The organism is Streptomyces sp. SID13666 (assembly GCF_010548325.1).
Taxonomy (GTDB): Bacteria; Actinomycetota; Actinomycetes; order Streptomycetales; family Streptomycetaceae; genus Actinacidiphila; species Actinacidiphila fildesensis.
Genome location: NZ_JAAGLX010000042.1, coordinates 19,243 through 33,648, shown reverse-complemented (window position 1 = coordinate 33,648; position 14,406 = coordinate 19,243). Strand labels below are relative to the sequence as shown.

The window sequence follows — 14,406 nt, the reverse complement described above, 5'->3', positions numbered from 1 at the left end:
GCCAGCGCGGCAGCCGGTCTCAGCGGCCGATGATCAGGCTCATCGCCTCGGAGCGGGTCGCCGAGTCCCGCAGCTGGCCGCGCACCGCCGAGGTGATGGTCTTCGCACCCTGCTTGCGCACCCCGCGCATCGTCATGCACATGTGCTCGCACTCGATGACGACGATCACGCCGCGCGGCTCCAGGATGCGCATCAGCGAGTCGGCGATCTGGGTGGTGAGCCGCTCCTGGACCTGCGGGCGGCGGGCGAACACATCGACCAGCCGGGCGAGCTTCGACAGCCCGGTGATCTTCCCGCTGGCGGCCGGGATGTAGCCGACGTGCGCGACCCCGACGAACGGCACCAGGTGGTGCTCGCAGCTGGACATCACCTCGATGTCCTTCACCAGCACCATCTCGTCGTGCCCGAGGTCGAACGTCGTGGTCAGGACGTCCTCCGGCTCCTGCCAGAGGCCGGCGAATATCTCCTTGTAGGCGCGGGCCACCCGGCTCGGTGTCTCCCGCAGGCCCTCCCGGTCCGGGTCCTCGCCGACCGCGATGAGGAGCTCGCGCACAGCGGCCTCGGCGCGCTTCTCGTCGAACTCACCGATGGCCCCCTCGCCATCCAGCGTCACCGGGTCGGTCATCTGTGCCTCGTTCCTCGTGCGGACCTGCAGAACCTGATGTGCGGGCAAAAGCGGAAGGCCGCGCCCCCAAGGCTAAAACCTTGGGGACGCGGCCTGCATTCCGGGATCACCTTCGCCGGCCGGCTGACGCCGACCGGTTTCCGGTGGTCAGCTGTCGGTACCGCTGCCCGAGTCCTCGGGAAGCTCCACCGTCTCGGTGGCCTTCTCGATGGCCGGGGTGGCGGTGCTGCTGCCGTTGGCGGACTGGCTGCCGTTGGTGAGCGCCAGCTCCTTCGGCGAGAGCACCGGCGGGCGGGTCGACGGCGTACGCCGCGAGGACCCGGTCCACGCCGGACGCGGCGGGCGCCTGACGATGGCCTTGAAGATCTCGGCGATCTCCTCCTTGTTCAGCGTCTCCCTCTCCAGGAGCGCCAGAACCAGGTTGTCGAGAACGTCGCGGTTCTCGACCAGGATCTCCCACGCCTCGTTGTGCGCGGTCTCGATGAGCTTCTTGACCTCTTCGTCGACCAGCCCGGCGACCTCTTCCGAGTAGTCGCGCTGGTGACCCATGTCACGGCCCAGGAACGGCTCCGCGTTGTCCGAGCCGAACTTGATCGCGCCGAGCCGCTCGGTCATCCCGTACTGGGTGACCATCGCGCGCGCCGTCGCGGTCGCCTTCTCGATGTCGTTCGAGGCGCCGGTGGTCGGGTCGTGGAAGACCAGTTCCTCCGCCGCCCGGCCGCCCATCATGTAGGCGAGCTGGTCGAGCATCTCGTTGCGCGTCGTCGAGTACTTGTCCTCGTCCGGCAGGACCATCGTGTAACCGAGGGCCCGGCCGCGGGAGAGGATCGTGATCTTGTGCACCGGGTCGCTGTTCGGAGAAGCCGCCGCGACCAGGGCGTGTCCGCCCTCGTGGTACGCGGTGATCTTCTTCTCCTTCTCGGACATGATCCGGGTCCGCTTCTGCGGTCCGGCCACGACCCGGTCGATCGCCTCGTCGAGGGTCTCGTTGTCGAGCAGCTTGCGGTCCCCGCGGGCCGTCAGGAGCGCGGCCTCGTTGAGCACGTTCGCCAGGTCCGCGCCGGTGAAACCGGGGGTGCGGCGAGCGACGGCCCGGAGGTCGACGTTCGGAGCGACCGGCTTGCCCTTGGCGTGGACGTTGAGGATCTCCAGCCGGCCCATGAGGTCGGGGCGGTCCACGGCGATCTGCCGGTCGAAGCGGCCCGGGCGCAGCAGCGCCGGGTCCAGGATGTCCGGCCGGTTCGTGGCGGCGATCAGGATGACGCCGCCCTTCACGTCGAAGCCGTCCATCTCGACGAGCAGCTGGTTGAGCGTCTGCTCGCGCTCGTCGTGACCGCCGCCCATACCGGCACCGCGGTGCCGGCCGACGGCGTCGATCTCGTCGACGAAGACGATCGCCGGAGCGTTCGCCTTGGCCTGCTCGAACAGGTCACGGACACGCGAGGCGCCGACACCCACGAACATCTCGACGAAGTCGGAGCCCGAGATCGAGTAGAACGGCACGCCCGCCTCACCCGCGACAGCACGGGCCAGCAGGGTCTTACCGGTACCGGGCGGCCCGTAGAGCAGCACGCCCTTGGGGATCTTGGCGCCGACGGCCTGGAACTTCGCCGGCTCCTGCAGGAACTCCTTGATCTCGTGGAGTTCCTCGACCGCCTCGTCCGCCCCGGCCACATCCGCGAACGTGGTCTTGGGGGTGTCCTTGGTGATCAGCTTGGCCTTGGACTTCCCGAACTGCATGACGCGGGATCCGCCGCCCTGCATCTGGTTCATCAGGAAGAGGAAGACCACCACGATCAGCACGAACGGCAGCAGTGACAGCAGAATGCTGACGAACGCGTTCTGCTTGGACGGCGAGACGGTGTAACCGTCGGGCAGCGTGCCGCCCGCGTCCGCCGTGCCGTCGACCTTCTTCTGGAGATCAGCCGCGATGGCGGTGCTCTGGTCGGCGCTGACGTAGCTCGCCTTGAGCTTGGTGCCCAGGTCCTTACCGCCGACCTTGGCACCGTCGACGAGCTCGACCTTGATCATCTGCTCGTCGCCGGTGGTGATCTCCGCCGACTTGAGAATGTTGTCCTTGCTGTGGATCGCTTGCACGACCTGGCCGGTGTCCACCGTCTTGTAGCCGCCGGAGGAGCCGACGACCTGCATGAGGACGACCACGGCGATGACAGCCAGCACGATCCACATGACTGGCCCACGGAAATAGCGCTTGACGTCCATCCATGCGGGGCGCGGACGCCCCGTCCCTCCTGCCACAGTGAGGCAGCGCGGCTCGATGGCCGCGCGCACATCCGGTGTATGACCCGACCTTCGGACGGTACCTCAGCATTGTCCACCGAGGCGGCCGCCAACCGTTAACAATCCCGGCTTCCCCTGCTCCAACGGCGGGAAACGGTGCGGGGTTCCCCGTTGTCGGCGCGGGCTGCGCCGAACGGGGACATCCTCGGACGAATCGGGCGTCAGCCGCCGTATACGTGCGGGGCGAGTGTTCCGACAAATGGGAGATTGCGGTACTTCTCGTTGAAATCGAGTCCGTAACCGACGACGAATTCATTGGGAATGTCGAAGCCGGTGTACTTCACATCGATCTCGACCTTGGCCGCCTCCGGCTTGCGCAGCAGCGTGCAGACCTCCAGGGAGGCCGGGCCGCGCGAGCCGAGGTTGCTGATCAGCCAGGACAGCGTCAGACCGGAGTCGATGATGTCCTCGACGATCAGCACGTCGCGGCCGGCGATGTCGGTGTCGAGGTCCTTGAGGATGCGGACGACGCCCGAGGACTTCGTGCCGGCGCCGTAGGAGGACACCGCCATCCAGTCCATCGTCACGTTGGTGGACAGCGCGCGTGCCAGGTCCGCCATGACCATCACCGCGCCCTTGAGCACGCCGACGATCAGCAGGTCCTTCCCGGCGTAGTCCTTGTCGATCTTCGCGGCAAGCTCGATGAGCTTGGCGTCGATCTCTTCCTTGGTGATGAGCACCTTTTCGAGATCGGTGCCCATGTCGTTCTCGTTCACCTGTTTTGGTTCCTCAAGGTCTACGACGGTGAGAAGAACAGTCTGCCATTGCGCCGACGGGCCTCGACGCCGCCCGGCAGGTTGAGACCTTTCTGCCCGCGCCAGTCGGTGACCAGCCGGTCGACCTCCTCGATATGGCGGGCGAACAGGAATCCGGGCGGGGAACCGGCCGCGATGACCGCGCGGCGCAGGATCCGGCGGCGGACGGCGGCCGGCAGGACGTACAGCCGGTCCGCGTCCAGGGTGCCGTCGCCGTCGGCAACATCACGTTCCGCGGTGGCCGCCCACTGGTCCAGGGCGTCCGCGTCGTCACGGGAGAGCTGGGCGGTGCGGGCCAGTGCCTCGATGACGCCCTTGCCGAGGGACTTCTCCAGCACCGGCAGCGCCTCGTGGCGGACCCGGGAGCGGGTGTACGCCGGGTCGTGGTTGTGCGGGTCCTCCCACACGTCGATGCCCTGGGCCAGGCAGCCCTTGCGGACGGTGTCGCGGTCGAGCAGCAGGAACGGGCGGCGGTAGCGGCCGCCGGCGCCCGATACGGCGGCCATCCCGGACAGCGAACGGGTGCCGGAGCCGCGGGCGAGGCCGAGCAGCACCGTTTCCGCCTGGTCGTCCCGGGTGTGGCCGAGCAGGACGGCGGCGGCGCCGCGGGCGTCGGCGGTGGCGTCCAGCGCGCCGTAGCGGGCGTCACGGGCGGCGGCTTCGGGTCCGCCCTGGCGGCCGACGGTGACACCGACGGCGTCCACGGGGTCGAGCCCGAGGCCGCGCAGGCGCGCGGCGACTTCGAGGGCCCGGCCGGTCGAGCCGGGCTGCAGCCCGTGGTCGACGGTGACGGCCCCGGCGCGCACGCCGAGCTTGGGGGCCTCGAACGCGAGGGCCGCGGCGAGCGCCATGGAGTCGGCGCCGCCGCTGCAGGCGGCGAGGACGAGGGGGTTGGGGGCGGGGGTGGCGATGAGGACGTCGTGAAGTACGCGGCGGACCGCCAGGCGTATCGCGGCGACCGTGGGGTGGGGACCCATGTCCGGTTCCCTCCTATGGAGGCTGTGAGGGTGATAACGCAAAGTAGCTAGATGGTGACAGAAGCTGGGGCAGTACCCGAGCATCGCACGCCTTACCCTGCGCTTACGGTCCCTCGGACGGGTGAACCGGGAGGCGTTGGGTGGTCACGAATCGCTACGGCGGTGCACCCTTGCGACCCATTCCGCCGGTTTGGCGATCTCCGACTTCGTCGGGAGCGTGTTCGGCGACGTCCAGACGCGGTTGAAGCCGTCCATGCCCACTTCGTCCACGACGGCGCGCACGAAGCGCTCGCCGTCCTTGTACTGACGCAGCTTCGCGTCCAGCCCCAGCACCTTGCGCAGCACCTGGTCCATCCGGCCCGCGCCGCTGGCGCGGCGCTGCTGGAACTTCTCCCGGATCTCCGCGACGGACGCCACGACATCGGGGCCGACGCCGTCCATCACGTAGTCCGCGTGGCCCTCGAGCAGCGACATGACGGCGGTCAGCCGCGCGAGGATCTCCCGCTGGGCGGGGGTCTGGACGAGATCGACGAGGCTGCGGCCCTCGTCGGCCTCGTCCTCCTCCTTCGCGCCGCCGCCGGCGGCGAAGGACTGGGCGGCCTCCCGGAAGCGGTCGATGACGGTGGAGGCGTCCATCTCGGTCTCGCCGAGGAATGACTGGATCTCGCCCTCGATGTGGTCGCGCAGCCACGGCACGGCGGTGAACTGCGTGCGGTGCGTCTCCTCGTGCAGGCACACCCACAGCCGGAAGTCGTGCGGGTCCACGTCGAGTTCCCGCTCGACGTGGACGATGTTCGGAGCGACGAGCAGCAGCCGGCCCGCGCGGGGCTCTCCCGGGCCGGGGACGACGGGGCCGGCCGGCAGCTCGCGGGTGGCCGGGGCGAACGTCTCGTACTGGCCGAGCACCCGGGACGCCAGGAACGACAGCAGCATCCCGACCTCGACGCCGGTGACCTTGCCGCCGACCGTGCCCAGCGCCATCCCGCCGATGCCGCCGGGGCGGCGGTCCTGCATCTTGCCCAGCAGCGGCTTGAGGATCTCCCGGAAACCGGCGACGTTCGCCTTCACCCAGCCGACCCGGTCCACGATCAGCACGGGCGTGCCGTTCGTCTGCGCCTCGGCGTCCCCGTACATGCGGGTGAACCGGCGCACGTGCTCCTCCGAGGAGCGCGCGTGCTTGCGCAACTCGGCCACGATCGCCCGCGCCTCGTCCCCGCTGACCTCAGGTCCCGGCCGCATCAACCGCTGTGCGGTCGCCACTGCGAGATTCCAGTCGACCATCTCGGCACCACCGATGCTCGTCATGCCTTCACGGTACGTTGCCGCCCCCGCTTTGGGGGTCGGATAACGCCCGGGGTCCGGGGGCGCGGCCGGGACGGGGGCTGAGAAGGGGCTGGGGCGGGGCTCAGCAGCCGCAGGCGGCGAGGGCGGACGCCAGCCGGTCGAGGGCGGATTGGGCCGCTGTCGCGGACGTGGTGCCCTGGGTGAGGAACGCGAAGGTGAGCAGCCGGCCGTCGGCTGCGACCACCGTGCCGGTGATGGCGTTGACGCCGGTGAGGGTGCCGGTCTTGGCGCGGATCAGGCCGGCGCCGGAGGCGGGGCCGCCGCGGAACCGGTCGGAGAGGGTGCCCGAGAAGCCGGCGACCGGCAGGCCGGTGAGGATCGGCCGCAGTTGGGGGTGCCGGGGTGACGCGGCCAGCGCGAGGAGCCGCGCGAGCTGTTCGGCGGACAGCGCGTCGGCGCGGTTGAGGCCGCTGCCGTCGGTGAACTTCGCCCCGGCCAGCGGCAGGCCGAGCCGCCCCAGGGCCGCGGTGACCGCCTGCTGCGCGCCGCTGAAGCTCGCGGGCAGGTGCGCGGCGATCGCGGTCTGCCGGGCGAGGGCCTCCGCGATGTCGTTGTCGCTGTTGGTCAGCATCCGTTCGACGAGCGAGGACAGCGGTACGGACGCGGCCTTGGCGAGCTGCGTGCCGGACGCGGCGGCGGGCGTCCTGGCGGGGGTGCCCGTCACCTTGATGCCGCGCGCCCGGAGCAGCTTCGCGAAGGCGGTGGCGGTGTCGGCGGCCGGGTCGGTGGAGCGGTCGGCGGGGCCGTGGTCGCTCGTGTCGAGGCGCCCCTCGTTGAGCATCAGCGAGGTGACCGGCGCGATGTTCTCGTTGTTGCGGCCGATCGGATGCTGGACGGGGCCCGAGTACAGCGAGAGGTCGTAGCCGAGCGAGGTGGCGGTGGTGCCGCGCGCGGTGAGGGCGCGCGCGGTGTCGTCGGCCAGGGTGCGCAGCGCGGCGGCGGTGAGGGTGGGGTCGCCGCCGCCCACGAGCACGGTGCTGTGCGGCCCGGTCGCCAGCACGGTCGTGGATATCCGGTGGTCCGGGCCGAGTACGGACAGCGCGGCGGCGGCCGTCGCGATCTTTATCGTCGAGGCCGGCACGGACGGGGTCGCGGCGCCGGAGCCGTACAGCAGCTTGCCGGTGGCCGCGTCGATGACGGCGCCGGTGCGCAGTGTGCCGAGGGCCGGGTCGCGCAGCAGCGGTGCGAGCCTGGCCGCGAGCGCCTGCTGGGTGGGGAGCGTTCCCGGGTCGGCGGCGGGCGCGGTGAGCACCTTGGCGGCGATCGGGGCCGCGGCCTCGGCGGGCGGCCGCCGGCGCGACCCGGGGGCGCTGCGGCTGTCCGGCTGGTGACCCCGGGAGGCGGCGGCCGCCCGTTCCGCCGTACGCTGGCCCGACTCCCACGGTCCGGCCACGGCCACCGCCGCGAAGGAAACGGTCAGTCCGACTGCGGCCGACCCCGCCACTACCTGCCATGTTCTGGCGTCCGGCACCCCCGACCAGCCCCTTTCGCGACCACACACCTGCGTGGGAGACACTTAACCACCAGAAGTATGTGCTGATCATGGAGGAGTAGGGCCTTGGAGTTCGACGTCACGATCGAGATCCCGAAGGGTTCCCGGAACAAGTACGAGGTGGACCACGAGACCGGTCGTATCCGCTTGGACCGCCGGCTCTTCACCTCGACCAGTTACCCGGCCGACTACGGCTTTGTCGAGAACACCCTCGGCGAGGACGGCGACCCGCTGGACGCGCTGGTCATCCTCGATGAGCCGACGTTCCCCGGCTGCCTCATCAAGTGCCGCGCCGTCGGTATGTTCCGTATGACCGACGAGGCGGGCGGCGACGACAAGCTGCTGTGCGTGCCGGCGTCCGACCCGCGCGTGGAGCACCTGCGTGACATCCATCACGTGTCGGAGTTCGACCGCCTGGAGATCCAGCACTTCTTCGAGGTCTACAAGGACCTGGAGCCCGGCAAGTCCGTCGAGGGCGCCAACTGGGTCGGCCGTATCGAGGCCGAGGCCGAGATCGAGGCGTCGTACAAGCGCCTGAAGGACTCGGGTCAGACCTTCCACAGCCACTGACACCCAGAACGACCGGACGCCGGGCGGGCCCTTCACGGGCACGCCCGGCGTCCGCGCGTTCCACCGCCGCTCAGAAGCCTCGGGTGCGCTTGGCCGCGCGCCGCCGGGCCGGGTCGGCCGAGCCCGGGGTCTTGAGGAACATGCGGGCGATCTCCCCGCCGAGGTTCACCCCGATGGCGACGGCGAGGGCGAGCGCCGCGGCCTTCGTCAGGGAGGCGAACCCCTCCGACGTGTGGTTCTGGGTGAAGGCGAGCAGCCCGAAGTACGTCGCGGAGCCGGGCAGCAGCGGGCCGATCGCGGCCGTGACGTACGGCAGGACCGACGCGTACCGGTAGCGGGCCATCAGCTGGCCGAAGAGACCCACCAGGCCGGCGGCGGCCGCGGTGGCGACGACCGGGTTGGCACCGAGCTGCTGGTGGAGCACCCCGTAGACCGTCCAGGCGACCCCGCCGTTGAGCATGGCGAGCAGCAGCACACTGCGCTCGCACTGCAGCAGCACCGCGAAGGCGAGGGTGAGGGACATCGCGGACAGCAGCTGCACCCAGGGATGGTCGTAGGCGCGCAGCGCCTGTTCCGGGTTGAGGTCGGCGCCCAGCCGCACCCCCGCGTACAGCACGATCGTCACGCCGAAGACGATGCCGACGACGAGGTACATGACCTCCAGCAGGCGGGCGGACGCGGTGATGTAGAACCCCGTCAGGCCGTCCTGGACACCGGCCACCAGGGCCCGCCCGGGCAGCAGCGTGAACAGTCCACCGGTGATCACCGCGGACGCCTGGAGGTCGGTGGCGCCCGGCAGGTGGTCGGCGTAGAGGTTGACGACGATGCCCATCGCGGCGGCCGGCATCGCGGCGGCGGCGAACTGGTAGAACTCCGGCAGCCCGCGCCCGGCGCAGAGCCAGGCCAGCCGGTCGCCGAGCATCGCGGCGAGCGCCGCCGCGAAGAAGATCAGCGGACCACCGCCGACCAGGATGCTCGCCGAGCCGGCCAGCAGCCCGGCAGCGCCGGTCAGCACCCAGCCGCTGTACGGGTGCCGGTTACGGCGGATGGTGGCGAGCCGGCCGTAGGAGTCCTCCAGCGTCGCCTCGTGCGCGGTGATGTCGTCCACGAGCTGGAAGACGGCCGCCAGCCGCGTGTAGTCGGTGCCCCGGCGGCGCACCGTGCGGCTCGCGCTGACCGGCGGCTCGACGAGGGACGGCTGGTACGAGATGCCCAGCAGCGTGAACGTGACCGTGGGTTCCACGCGGGCCAGGCCGTAGGCGTGCGCGACGCCGAACATCGCCGCCTCGACGTCCTCGGCGCCCTCACCGCCCGCGAGCAGCAGCTCGCCGATGCGCAGGGTGAGGTCGAGCACACGGGGCACCGGCGGCCCGGACTCCGGCTTGTCCGCGGGCAGCTCCGGCACCGGACGCTCGGTGACGGGCATCCGGACCAGCTCGCGCATCCGGTCCTGCCAGGGGACGACGCCCTTGGTGAGCCGTATGACGGGGATCCCGTCGGGGGGTGTGAACGCGTTCCCGGCTCCGCCGTGACCGGCGCCGTAGGCGGCTGAGGAGACGGGCGCGGTGAAGGCGGAGCCCTCCGCCTCGGGGCCGGCCGGCAGCTCCACGCCGGTCGGCGCGGCGAACTCCGAGGTCGTCGAACTGTCGGATTCCGGGGCAGGCGGCAGCGGTACGCCCACGGGCGGGGTGAACTCCGACCGCGATTCGTCCGAGTCCGGCTTCTCTTCGTCCGACACGTTGACCGACCACCTCCGGTGATCAGTGTGCAGGGCGCACGGCACCCACCGCGATTCCCGCCCCGCTCACCGCACCGGCGGCGGACGCCGGCCCTCCGCTACTTGGCCCGGTGACGGCCGCCCCGGCCGGCGGTGCCGACGGGCGGCGGAGGCAGGTCGGCGGGGGGCCGGGGGCCCTCCTTCTTCGACTTCGCGCGGGCCCGGAGGAACTCGATGGCGATCGGCACGACCGAGACGAGCACGATCGCGACCAGGATGAGCTCGATGTTCTTGTGGACGAACTCGATCTGGCCGAGCCAGTAGCCGAGGAGGGTGACGCCGCCGCCCCAGAGCGTTCCGCCGATGATGTTGTAGGTGACGAAGGTCCGGTAGTTCATGCGGCTGACGCCGGCGATGATCGGCGTGAACGTGCGGACGATCGGCACGAAGCGGGCCAGCACGATCGACTTCGGACCGTGCTTCTCGAAGAAGGCGTGCGCCTTCTCGATATTCTCCTGCTTGAAGAGCCGGGAGTCCGGCCGCCGGAAGAGCGAGGGTCCGACCTTGCGGCCGAAGAGGAAGCCGACCTGGTCACCGACGATGGCGGCGACGATGACCAGCACCGTCACCAGCCACAGCGGGGTCTTGAGGGTGCCGCCCGCGACCAGGAGTCCGGTCGTGAAGAGGAGCGAGTCCCCGGGCAGGAAGAATCCGATCAGCAGGCCCGACTCTGCGAAGACGATCAACAGCACGCCCCACAGGCCGAACGAGTTGATCAGGTGGTCGGGATCGATCCAGCTGGGGCCCAGGGCAATGTTGGTCACCGTTTAAAAGTACCAACCGAATCGTTGCGCCCCCTGTGCGTGACGGCCGGGCGCCATCTGTGCGTGACAGCCGGCCCCCATCCGTGCGGGCTCCGTGACGGGTCGGTGAAAGATCGGCGACGTAGAGATCGCGCCAACCGTCTTGGCCGAAACGTTCCCCAACGCAGGGGCGGTGCATTACGTTCTCCGCAACGCCACGCGTGCACCACTGGCAAGTCTCCTGTCGCAGCATCTGAACCTTCTGGCGGATCCTGTTATGACGCGCGCCATCTCCCTGCACGATCTTTCGAAGACCTACCCCAAGCAGCCCGCCCCGGCGGTCGACCGGTTCTCCCTGGAGATCCCCCCCGGCGAGTTCCTGGTACTGCTCGGACCCTCCGGCTGTGGCAAGTCCACCGTGCTGCGCATGATCGCCGGGCTGGAGGACATCAGCTCCGGGGAGCTGCTGCTCGACGGCGAGTACGCCAACAACCTCGCGCCCGGTGACCGCCGGATGGCGATGGTCTTCCAGAACTTCGCGCTGTACCCGAGCATGACCAGCCGGCAGAACATCGGGTTCCCGCTGCGCTTCGAGATGCCGGGCGAGGACCAGAACCCGCGGGTCGAGGAGACCGCGCGGATCCTGGGCATCGAGGAGATCCTGGACCGCTACCCCGGGCAGCTGTCCGGCGGCGAGCGGCAGCGGGTCGCGATGGGCCGCGCCATCTCCCGGCATCCCTCGGTGTTCCTGATGGACGAGCCGCTGTCGAACCTGGACGCCAAGCTGCGCTCGCATCTACGCGCCGAGATCGCCCGGCTGACCCGCGGCATGGGCGTCACCACCGTGTATGTGACGCACGATCAGGCGGAGGCCATGTCGCTCGGCGACCGTGTCGCGGTCATGCGCGGCGGGGTGCTGCAGCAGGTCGGCAGCCCGCGCGACACGTACCACCTGCCCGTGAACGTGTTCGTCGCCGCGTTCATCGGGACCCCGCGGATCAATCTGCTGCAGGCCACGGTGCTGGCGCCGCTGGGCGGCGGCATGTGGATCGACTTCGGGCGGCAGCGGCTGGGACTGCCGGAGCCGCTGAGCCTGGACCACCAGATGCTCCGCATCCAGCAGGGCCGCGACATCATCGTCGGGCTGCGCTCCGAGGCGGTCCGGATCGCGGCCCCGAGCAGCGCGCACGCGGGCGAGGTGGTACTCAGCGGCATCGTCGAGCACGTGGAGTACCAGGGGCACGAGTGCCTGGTGCATCTGAACACCGGCGCGAAGCCGGCGGTCGTGCCGGAACTGGAGGCACCCCGGCTGCCCGCCCAGCGCACCCGTTCCGCGGCCCGGCGGGCGGCCGCCGGTCCCGGCGGGCTGGGGAAGCTGGCGCGCAAGGCCGCCGGGCGGTTCCCTGGGCTGCTCCAGGAACCGGACAGCGCGGGCGCGGTCAAGGTGCTGGACCCGCCGCCGGCCGACCGCGCGGAGCAGCCGACCGGCGACCTGGTGGTCCGCACCGGACCCGACATCCGGGTCCGGCCCGGGGACCGGGTGCCGCTGCTGGTGGACCTGGCGCACCTCTACGTCTTCGACAACACCGGCCGCCGGATCTGCCCGGCGCCCGCGGAACAGCCGCGACTGGAGTAGTGCGGGGCGCGACCGGAGTGGTCCGGTGTCGCGACCGGAGCAGTGCGCGTCGCGATTGGAGCAGTGCGGCGTCGCGACTGGAGCAGTGCGGTGTCGCGACTGGAGTAGTCCGGGGTGCGGCGGGCGCCCGCAGGGGTGACCGTTCCCTCATGGGTATCGATGATTTCGGCGGCGGCCAGTCAGAGCACTCCGACGTCCTGGTGGTGACCACGAACGAAGCGCCCGGCTACCGGGTCGAGAAGGTGATCGGCGAGGTGTTCGGGCTGACCGTGCGCTCCCGGCACATCGGGAGCCAGATCGGCGCCGGGCTCAAGTCGATGATCGGCGGCGAGCTGAAGGGTCTGACGAAGACCCTGGTGCAGACCCGCAACCAGGCGATGGAGCGGCTCGTCGAGCAGGCCCAGGCCCGCGGGGTGAACGCCGTGCTCACCATGCGCTTCGACGTGACCGAGGCGGCCGACGTGGGCACGGAGGTGTGCGCGTACGGCACCGCGGTGGTGCTGGTGCCGGTGTAGCCGCTGGTCTTGCGGCAGCGGGCTGTAGCCGCTGCGCTTACGGCAGCGGGTGCAGCCGCTGCTCCTACGGCCGAACGCCGTCGGACGTTGCCGTCAGACGTTGCCGTCAGACGTTGCGGACGGCGTTCGCCAGGATCGCCTCGCGGAGGTACCCGGCCAGGCCGGGGCGGACGGCGTCGTAGGTGGCGGTGAAGCGCGGGTCCGCGATGTACATCTCGGCGAGACCGACGTGGATCTCGTAGCTGCAGTCGTAGTGGAAGCGCCGGATCTGTTCGCGGTGCTCCTCGGCGAGGTCCATCGCCGGGACGGAGTCCGGCTCCGCGCCGGAGTCCATCAGCGCGACGAACCGCCGGTTGAGATCGTCGGCCTCGTTCCTGATCCGCAGCCAGTCCTCCTTGGTGTACGAGGCGGCCCGGCGCTGCGACTCGGCGTACGCGTCGGTCCCGCCCCAGCGGTGCTCGGCCTCCTCGGCGTACCGGTCGGGGTCGTGGTCCCCGAAGACCTCGAACTTCTCCTCGGGTGTGAGGTTGATGCCCATCTTCTTCGCCTCCATGGCTCGTTCCACGGCGGCCGCCATCTCGCGGAGCCGGGTGATCCGGTCGGTCAGCAGCCGGTGCTGGCGGCGCAGGTGTGCCGAGGGGTCGGCGGCCGGGTCGTCCAGCAGGGTGGCGACCTCGTCCAGGGGGAAGCCGAGCTCCCGGTAGAAGAGGATCTGCTGCAGCCGGTCGAGGTCGGCGTCGTCGTACCGCCGGTGGCCCGCGTGGCTGCGGCCGCCCGGGGAGAGCAGCCCGATCTCGTCGTAGTGGTGCAGGGTCCGCACGGTGATGCCGGCGTAGCCCGCGACCTCTCCCACGGAGTAGCCCATCGCTTCCCCGCTCCTTCCCTCTGCCGCTGCCCTGCCGCGCTTCCGGGGTCCACCGTGACGCCTCACGTCGCGTGAGGTGCAAGTGGCACACTTGTTCGCATGCTCGGGATAACTGATCTTTCTACGTACCTGGCGGGGCTGGCCCTGATCATCCTGCTGCCGGGGCCGAACTCGCTGTACGTGGTGTCGGTGGCGGCCCGGCTCGGGCCGCGCACCGGCTACCGGGCGGCGGCCGGGGTGCTGTGCGGCGACACCGTGCTGATGACGCTGTCCGCGGGCGGGGTGGCGTCGCTGCTGCAGGCCAGCCCGCTGGCGTTCACCGTGGTCAAGTTCGCCGGCGCGGGCTATCTGACCTGGCTCGCGGCGGGCATGCTGCGCGGGGCCGTGGCGCTGTGGCGCGGGCGGACCGAACGGAGCGCTGCGGCCCCGGACGGGGACGGCGCGCCGGCGAAGCAGGAGAAGGCGGAGCGGCCGTTCCGCCGGGCGCTGGTGGTCAGTCTGTTCAACCCGAAGGCGATCCTGTTCTTCGTCGCGTTCTTCGTGCAGTTCGTCGACCCGGGGTACGCGCACCCGGCGCTGTCGTTCCTCGCGCTCGGCGCCTGGGCCCAGCTGTTCAGCTTCACCTATCTGACGGTGCTCATCTTCAGCGGCACCTACCTGGCGGCGGCCTTCCGGCGGCGCCGGCGGCTGACGGCGGGGCTGTCGGCGGGCGCGGGGGCACTCTTCCTGGGCTTCGCGGCGAAGCTGTCGCTGGCCGGCACGGTCTGACCGCGCGGGAGGGGCGTGGGTGACCTCTTCCTGACGGG

Annotated in this window: 13 protein-coding genes; 4 read left to right on the top strand and 9 right to left on the bottom strand. The window is 70.7% G+C overall.

The genetic code is table 11. The features are described from left to right. Positions 1–19: 19 nt before the first annotated feature. The 6 genes from folE to dacB form a co-directional block, all read right to left on the bottom strand. Positions 20–625: a GTP cyclohydrolase I FolE gene (gene folE, locus G3I60_RS35035; RefSeq protein ID WP_138355881.1), complete on the bottom strand. Its 606-nt coding sequence runs from the start codon at positions 623–625 to the stop codon at positions 20–22. Positions 626–772: 147 nt separating this feature from the next. After that, complete coding sequence (ftsH, locus tag G3I60_RS35030) at positions 773–2,848, bottom strand: ATP-dependent zinc metalloprotease FtsH (protein WP_138355880.1); 2,076 nt, start codon at positions 2,846–2,848, stop codon at positions 773–775. A 239-nt stretch (positions 2,849–3,087) separates the two neighbouring features. Beyond that, positions 3,088–3,627, bottom strand: a complete 540-nt coding sequence (gene hpt / locus G3I60_RS35025; protein WP_138355918.1) for a hypoxanthine phosphoribosyltransferase — start codon at positions 3,625–3,627, stop codon at positions 3,088–3,090. Positions 3,628–3,662: 35 nt separating this feature from the next. Then, positions 3,663–4,658, bottom strand: a complete 996-nt coding sequence (gene tilS / locus G3I60_RS35020; RefSeq protein ID WP_164295761.1) for a tRNA lysidine(34) synthetase TilS — start codon at positions 4,656–4,658, stop codon at positions 3,663–3,665. 144 nt (positions 4,659–4,802) lie between these two features. Beyond that, positions 4,803–5,963, bottom strand: a complete 1,161-nt coding sequence (locus tag G3I60_RS35015) for a zinc-dependent metalloprotease (protein ID WP_138355878.1) — start codon at positions 5,961–5,963, stop codon at positions 4,803–4,805. Positions 5,964–6,063: 100 nt separating this feature from the next. Continuing rightward, positions 6,064–7,473, bottom strand: coding sequence for a D-alanyl-D-alanine carboxypeptidase/D-alanyl-D-alanine-endopeptidase (gene dacB, locus G3I60_RS35010; RefSeq protein WP_164295759.1), 1,410 nt, complete (start codon positions 7,471–7,473; stop codon positions 6,064–6,066). A gap of 87 nt (positions 7,474–7,560) precedes the next feature. Between dacB and G3I60_RS35005 the strand changes: the two genes are divergently transcribed. Continuing rightward, positions 7,561–8,064 (top strand): inorganic diphosphatase, encoded by a 504-nt coding sequence (locus tag G3I60_RS35005; protein ID WP_138355876.1) that lies wholly within the window; start codon positions 7,561–7,563, stop codon positions 8,062–8,064. Between the two features lie 70 nt (positions 8,065–8,134). Here the strand turns inward: G3I60_RS35005 and G3I60_RS35000 are convergent, their stop codons facing one another. Both G3I60_RS35000 and G3I60_RS34995 read right to left on the bottom strand, forming a co-directional pair. Further along, the gene (locus G3I60_RS35000) at positions 8,135–9,802 is read right to left on the bottom strand and encodes a threonine/serine exporter ThrE family protein (RefSeq protein WP_138355875.1); all 1,668 of its coding nucleotides are present in this window, start codon (positions 9,800–9,802) and stop codon (positions 8,135–8,137) included. A 98-nt stretch (positions 9,803–9,900) separates the two neighbouring features. Continuing rightward, entirely contained in the window at positions 9,901–10,605 is a 705-nt protein-coding gene (locus G3I60_RS34995; RefSeq protein ID WP_164295757.1) for a VTT domain-containing protein, read from the bottom strand. A 256-nt stretch (positions 10,606–10,861) separates the two neighbouring features. Between G3I60_RS34995 and G3I60_RS34990 the strand changes: the two genes are divergently transcribed. Further along, positions 10,862–12,220 (top strand): ABC transporter ATP-binding protein, encoded by a 1,359-nt coding sequence (locus G3I60_RS34990; RefSeq protein ID WP_164608143.1) that lies wholly within the window; start codon positions 10,862–10,864, stop codon positions 12,218–12,220. 149 nt (positions 12,221–12,369) lie between these two features. After that, entirely contained in the window at positions 12,370–12,735 is a 366-nt protein-coding gene (locus tag G3I60_RS34985) for a YbjQ family protein (protein WP_164295754.1), read from the top strand. A 106-nt stretch (positions 12,736–12,841) separates the two neighbouring features. Here the strand turns inward: G3I60_RS34985 and G3I60_RS34980 are convergent, their stop codons facing one another. Beyond that, positions 12,842–13,600 carry a MerR family transcriptional regulator gene (locus G3I60_RS34980; RefSeq protein WP_164295753.1) on the bottom strand — a complete coding sequence of 253 codons (759 nt, stop codon included), beginning with the start codon at positions 13,598–13,600 and terminating at the stop codon, positions 12,842–12,844. A 99-nt stretch (positions 13,601–13,699) separates the two neighbouring features. Here G3I60_RS34980 and leuE point away from each other — a divergent pair, with 99 nt between their 5' ends. Further along, the gene (gene leuE, locus G3I60_RS34975) at positions 13,700–14,368 is read left to right on the top strand and encodes a leucine efflux protein LeuE (protein WP_164295752.1); all 669 of its coding nucleotides are present in this window, start codon (positions 13,700–13,702) and stop codon (positions 14,366–14,368) included. Positions 14,369–14,406 lie beyond the last annotated feature (38 nt).

Bases quoted from the DNA above. Each gene is read 5' to 3' on its own strand.
- folE (WP_138355881.1), bottom strand. From the start codon at position 625: ATGACCGACCCGGTGACGCTGGATGGCGAGGGGGCCATCGGTGAGTTC.
- ftsH (WP_138355880.1), bottom strand. From the start codon at position 2,848: ATGGACGTCAAGCGCTATTTCCGTGGGCCAGTCATGTGGATCGTGCTG.
- hpt (WP_138355918.1), bottom strand. From the start codon at position 3,627: ATGGGCACCGATCTCGAAAAGGTGCTCATCACCAAGGAAGAGATCGAC.
- tilS (WP_164295761.1), bottom strand. From the start codon at position 4,658: ATGGGTCCCCACCCCACGGTCGCCGCGATACGCCTGGCGGTCCGCCGC.
- G3I60_RS35015 (WP_138355878.1), bottom strand. From the start codon at position 5,963: ATGACGAGCATCGGTGGTGCCGAGATGGTCGACTGGAATCTCGCAGTG.
- G3I60_RS34990 (WP_164608143.1), top strand. From the start codon at position 10,862: ATGACGCGCGCCATCTCCCTGCACGATCTTTCGAAGACCTACCCCAAG.
- G3I60_RS34985 (WP_164295754.1), top strand. From the start codon at position 12,370: ATGGGTATCGATGATTTCGGCGGCGGCCAGTCAGAGCACTCCGACGTC.
- G3I60_RS34980 (WP_164295753.1), bottom strand. From the start codon at position 13,600: ATGGGCTACTCCGTGGGAGAGGTCGCGGGCTACGCCGGCATCACCGTG.
- leuE (WP_164295752.1), top strand. From the start codon at position 13,700: ATGCTCGGGATAACTGATCTTTCTACGTACCTGGCGGGGCTGGCCCTG.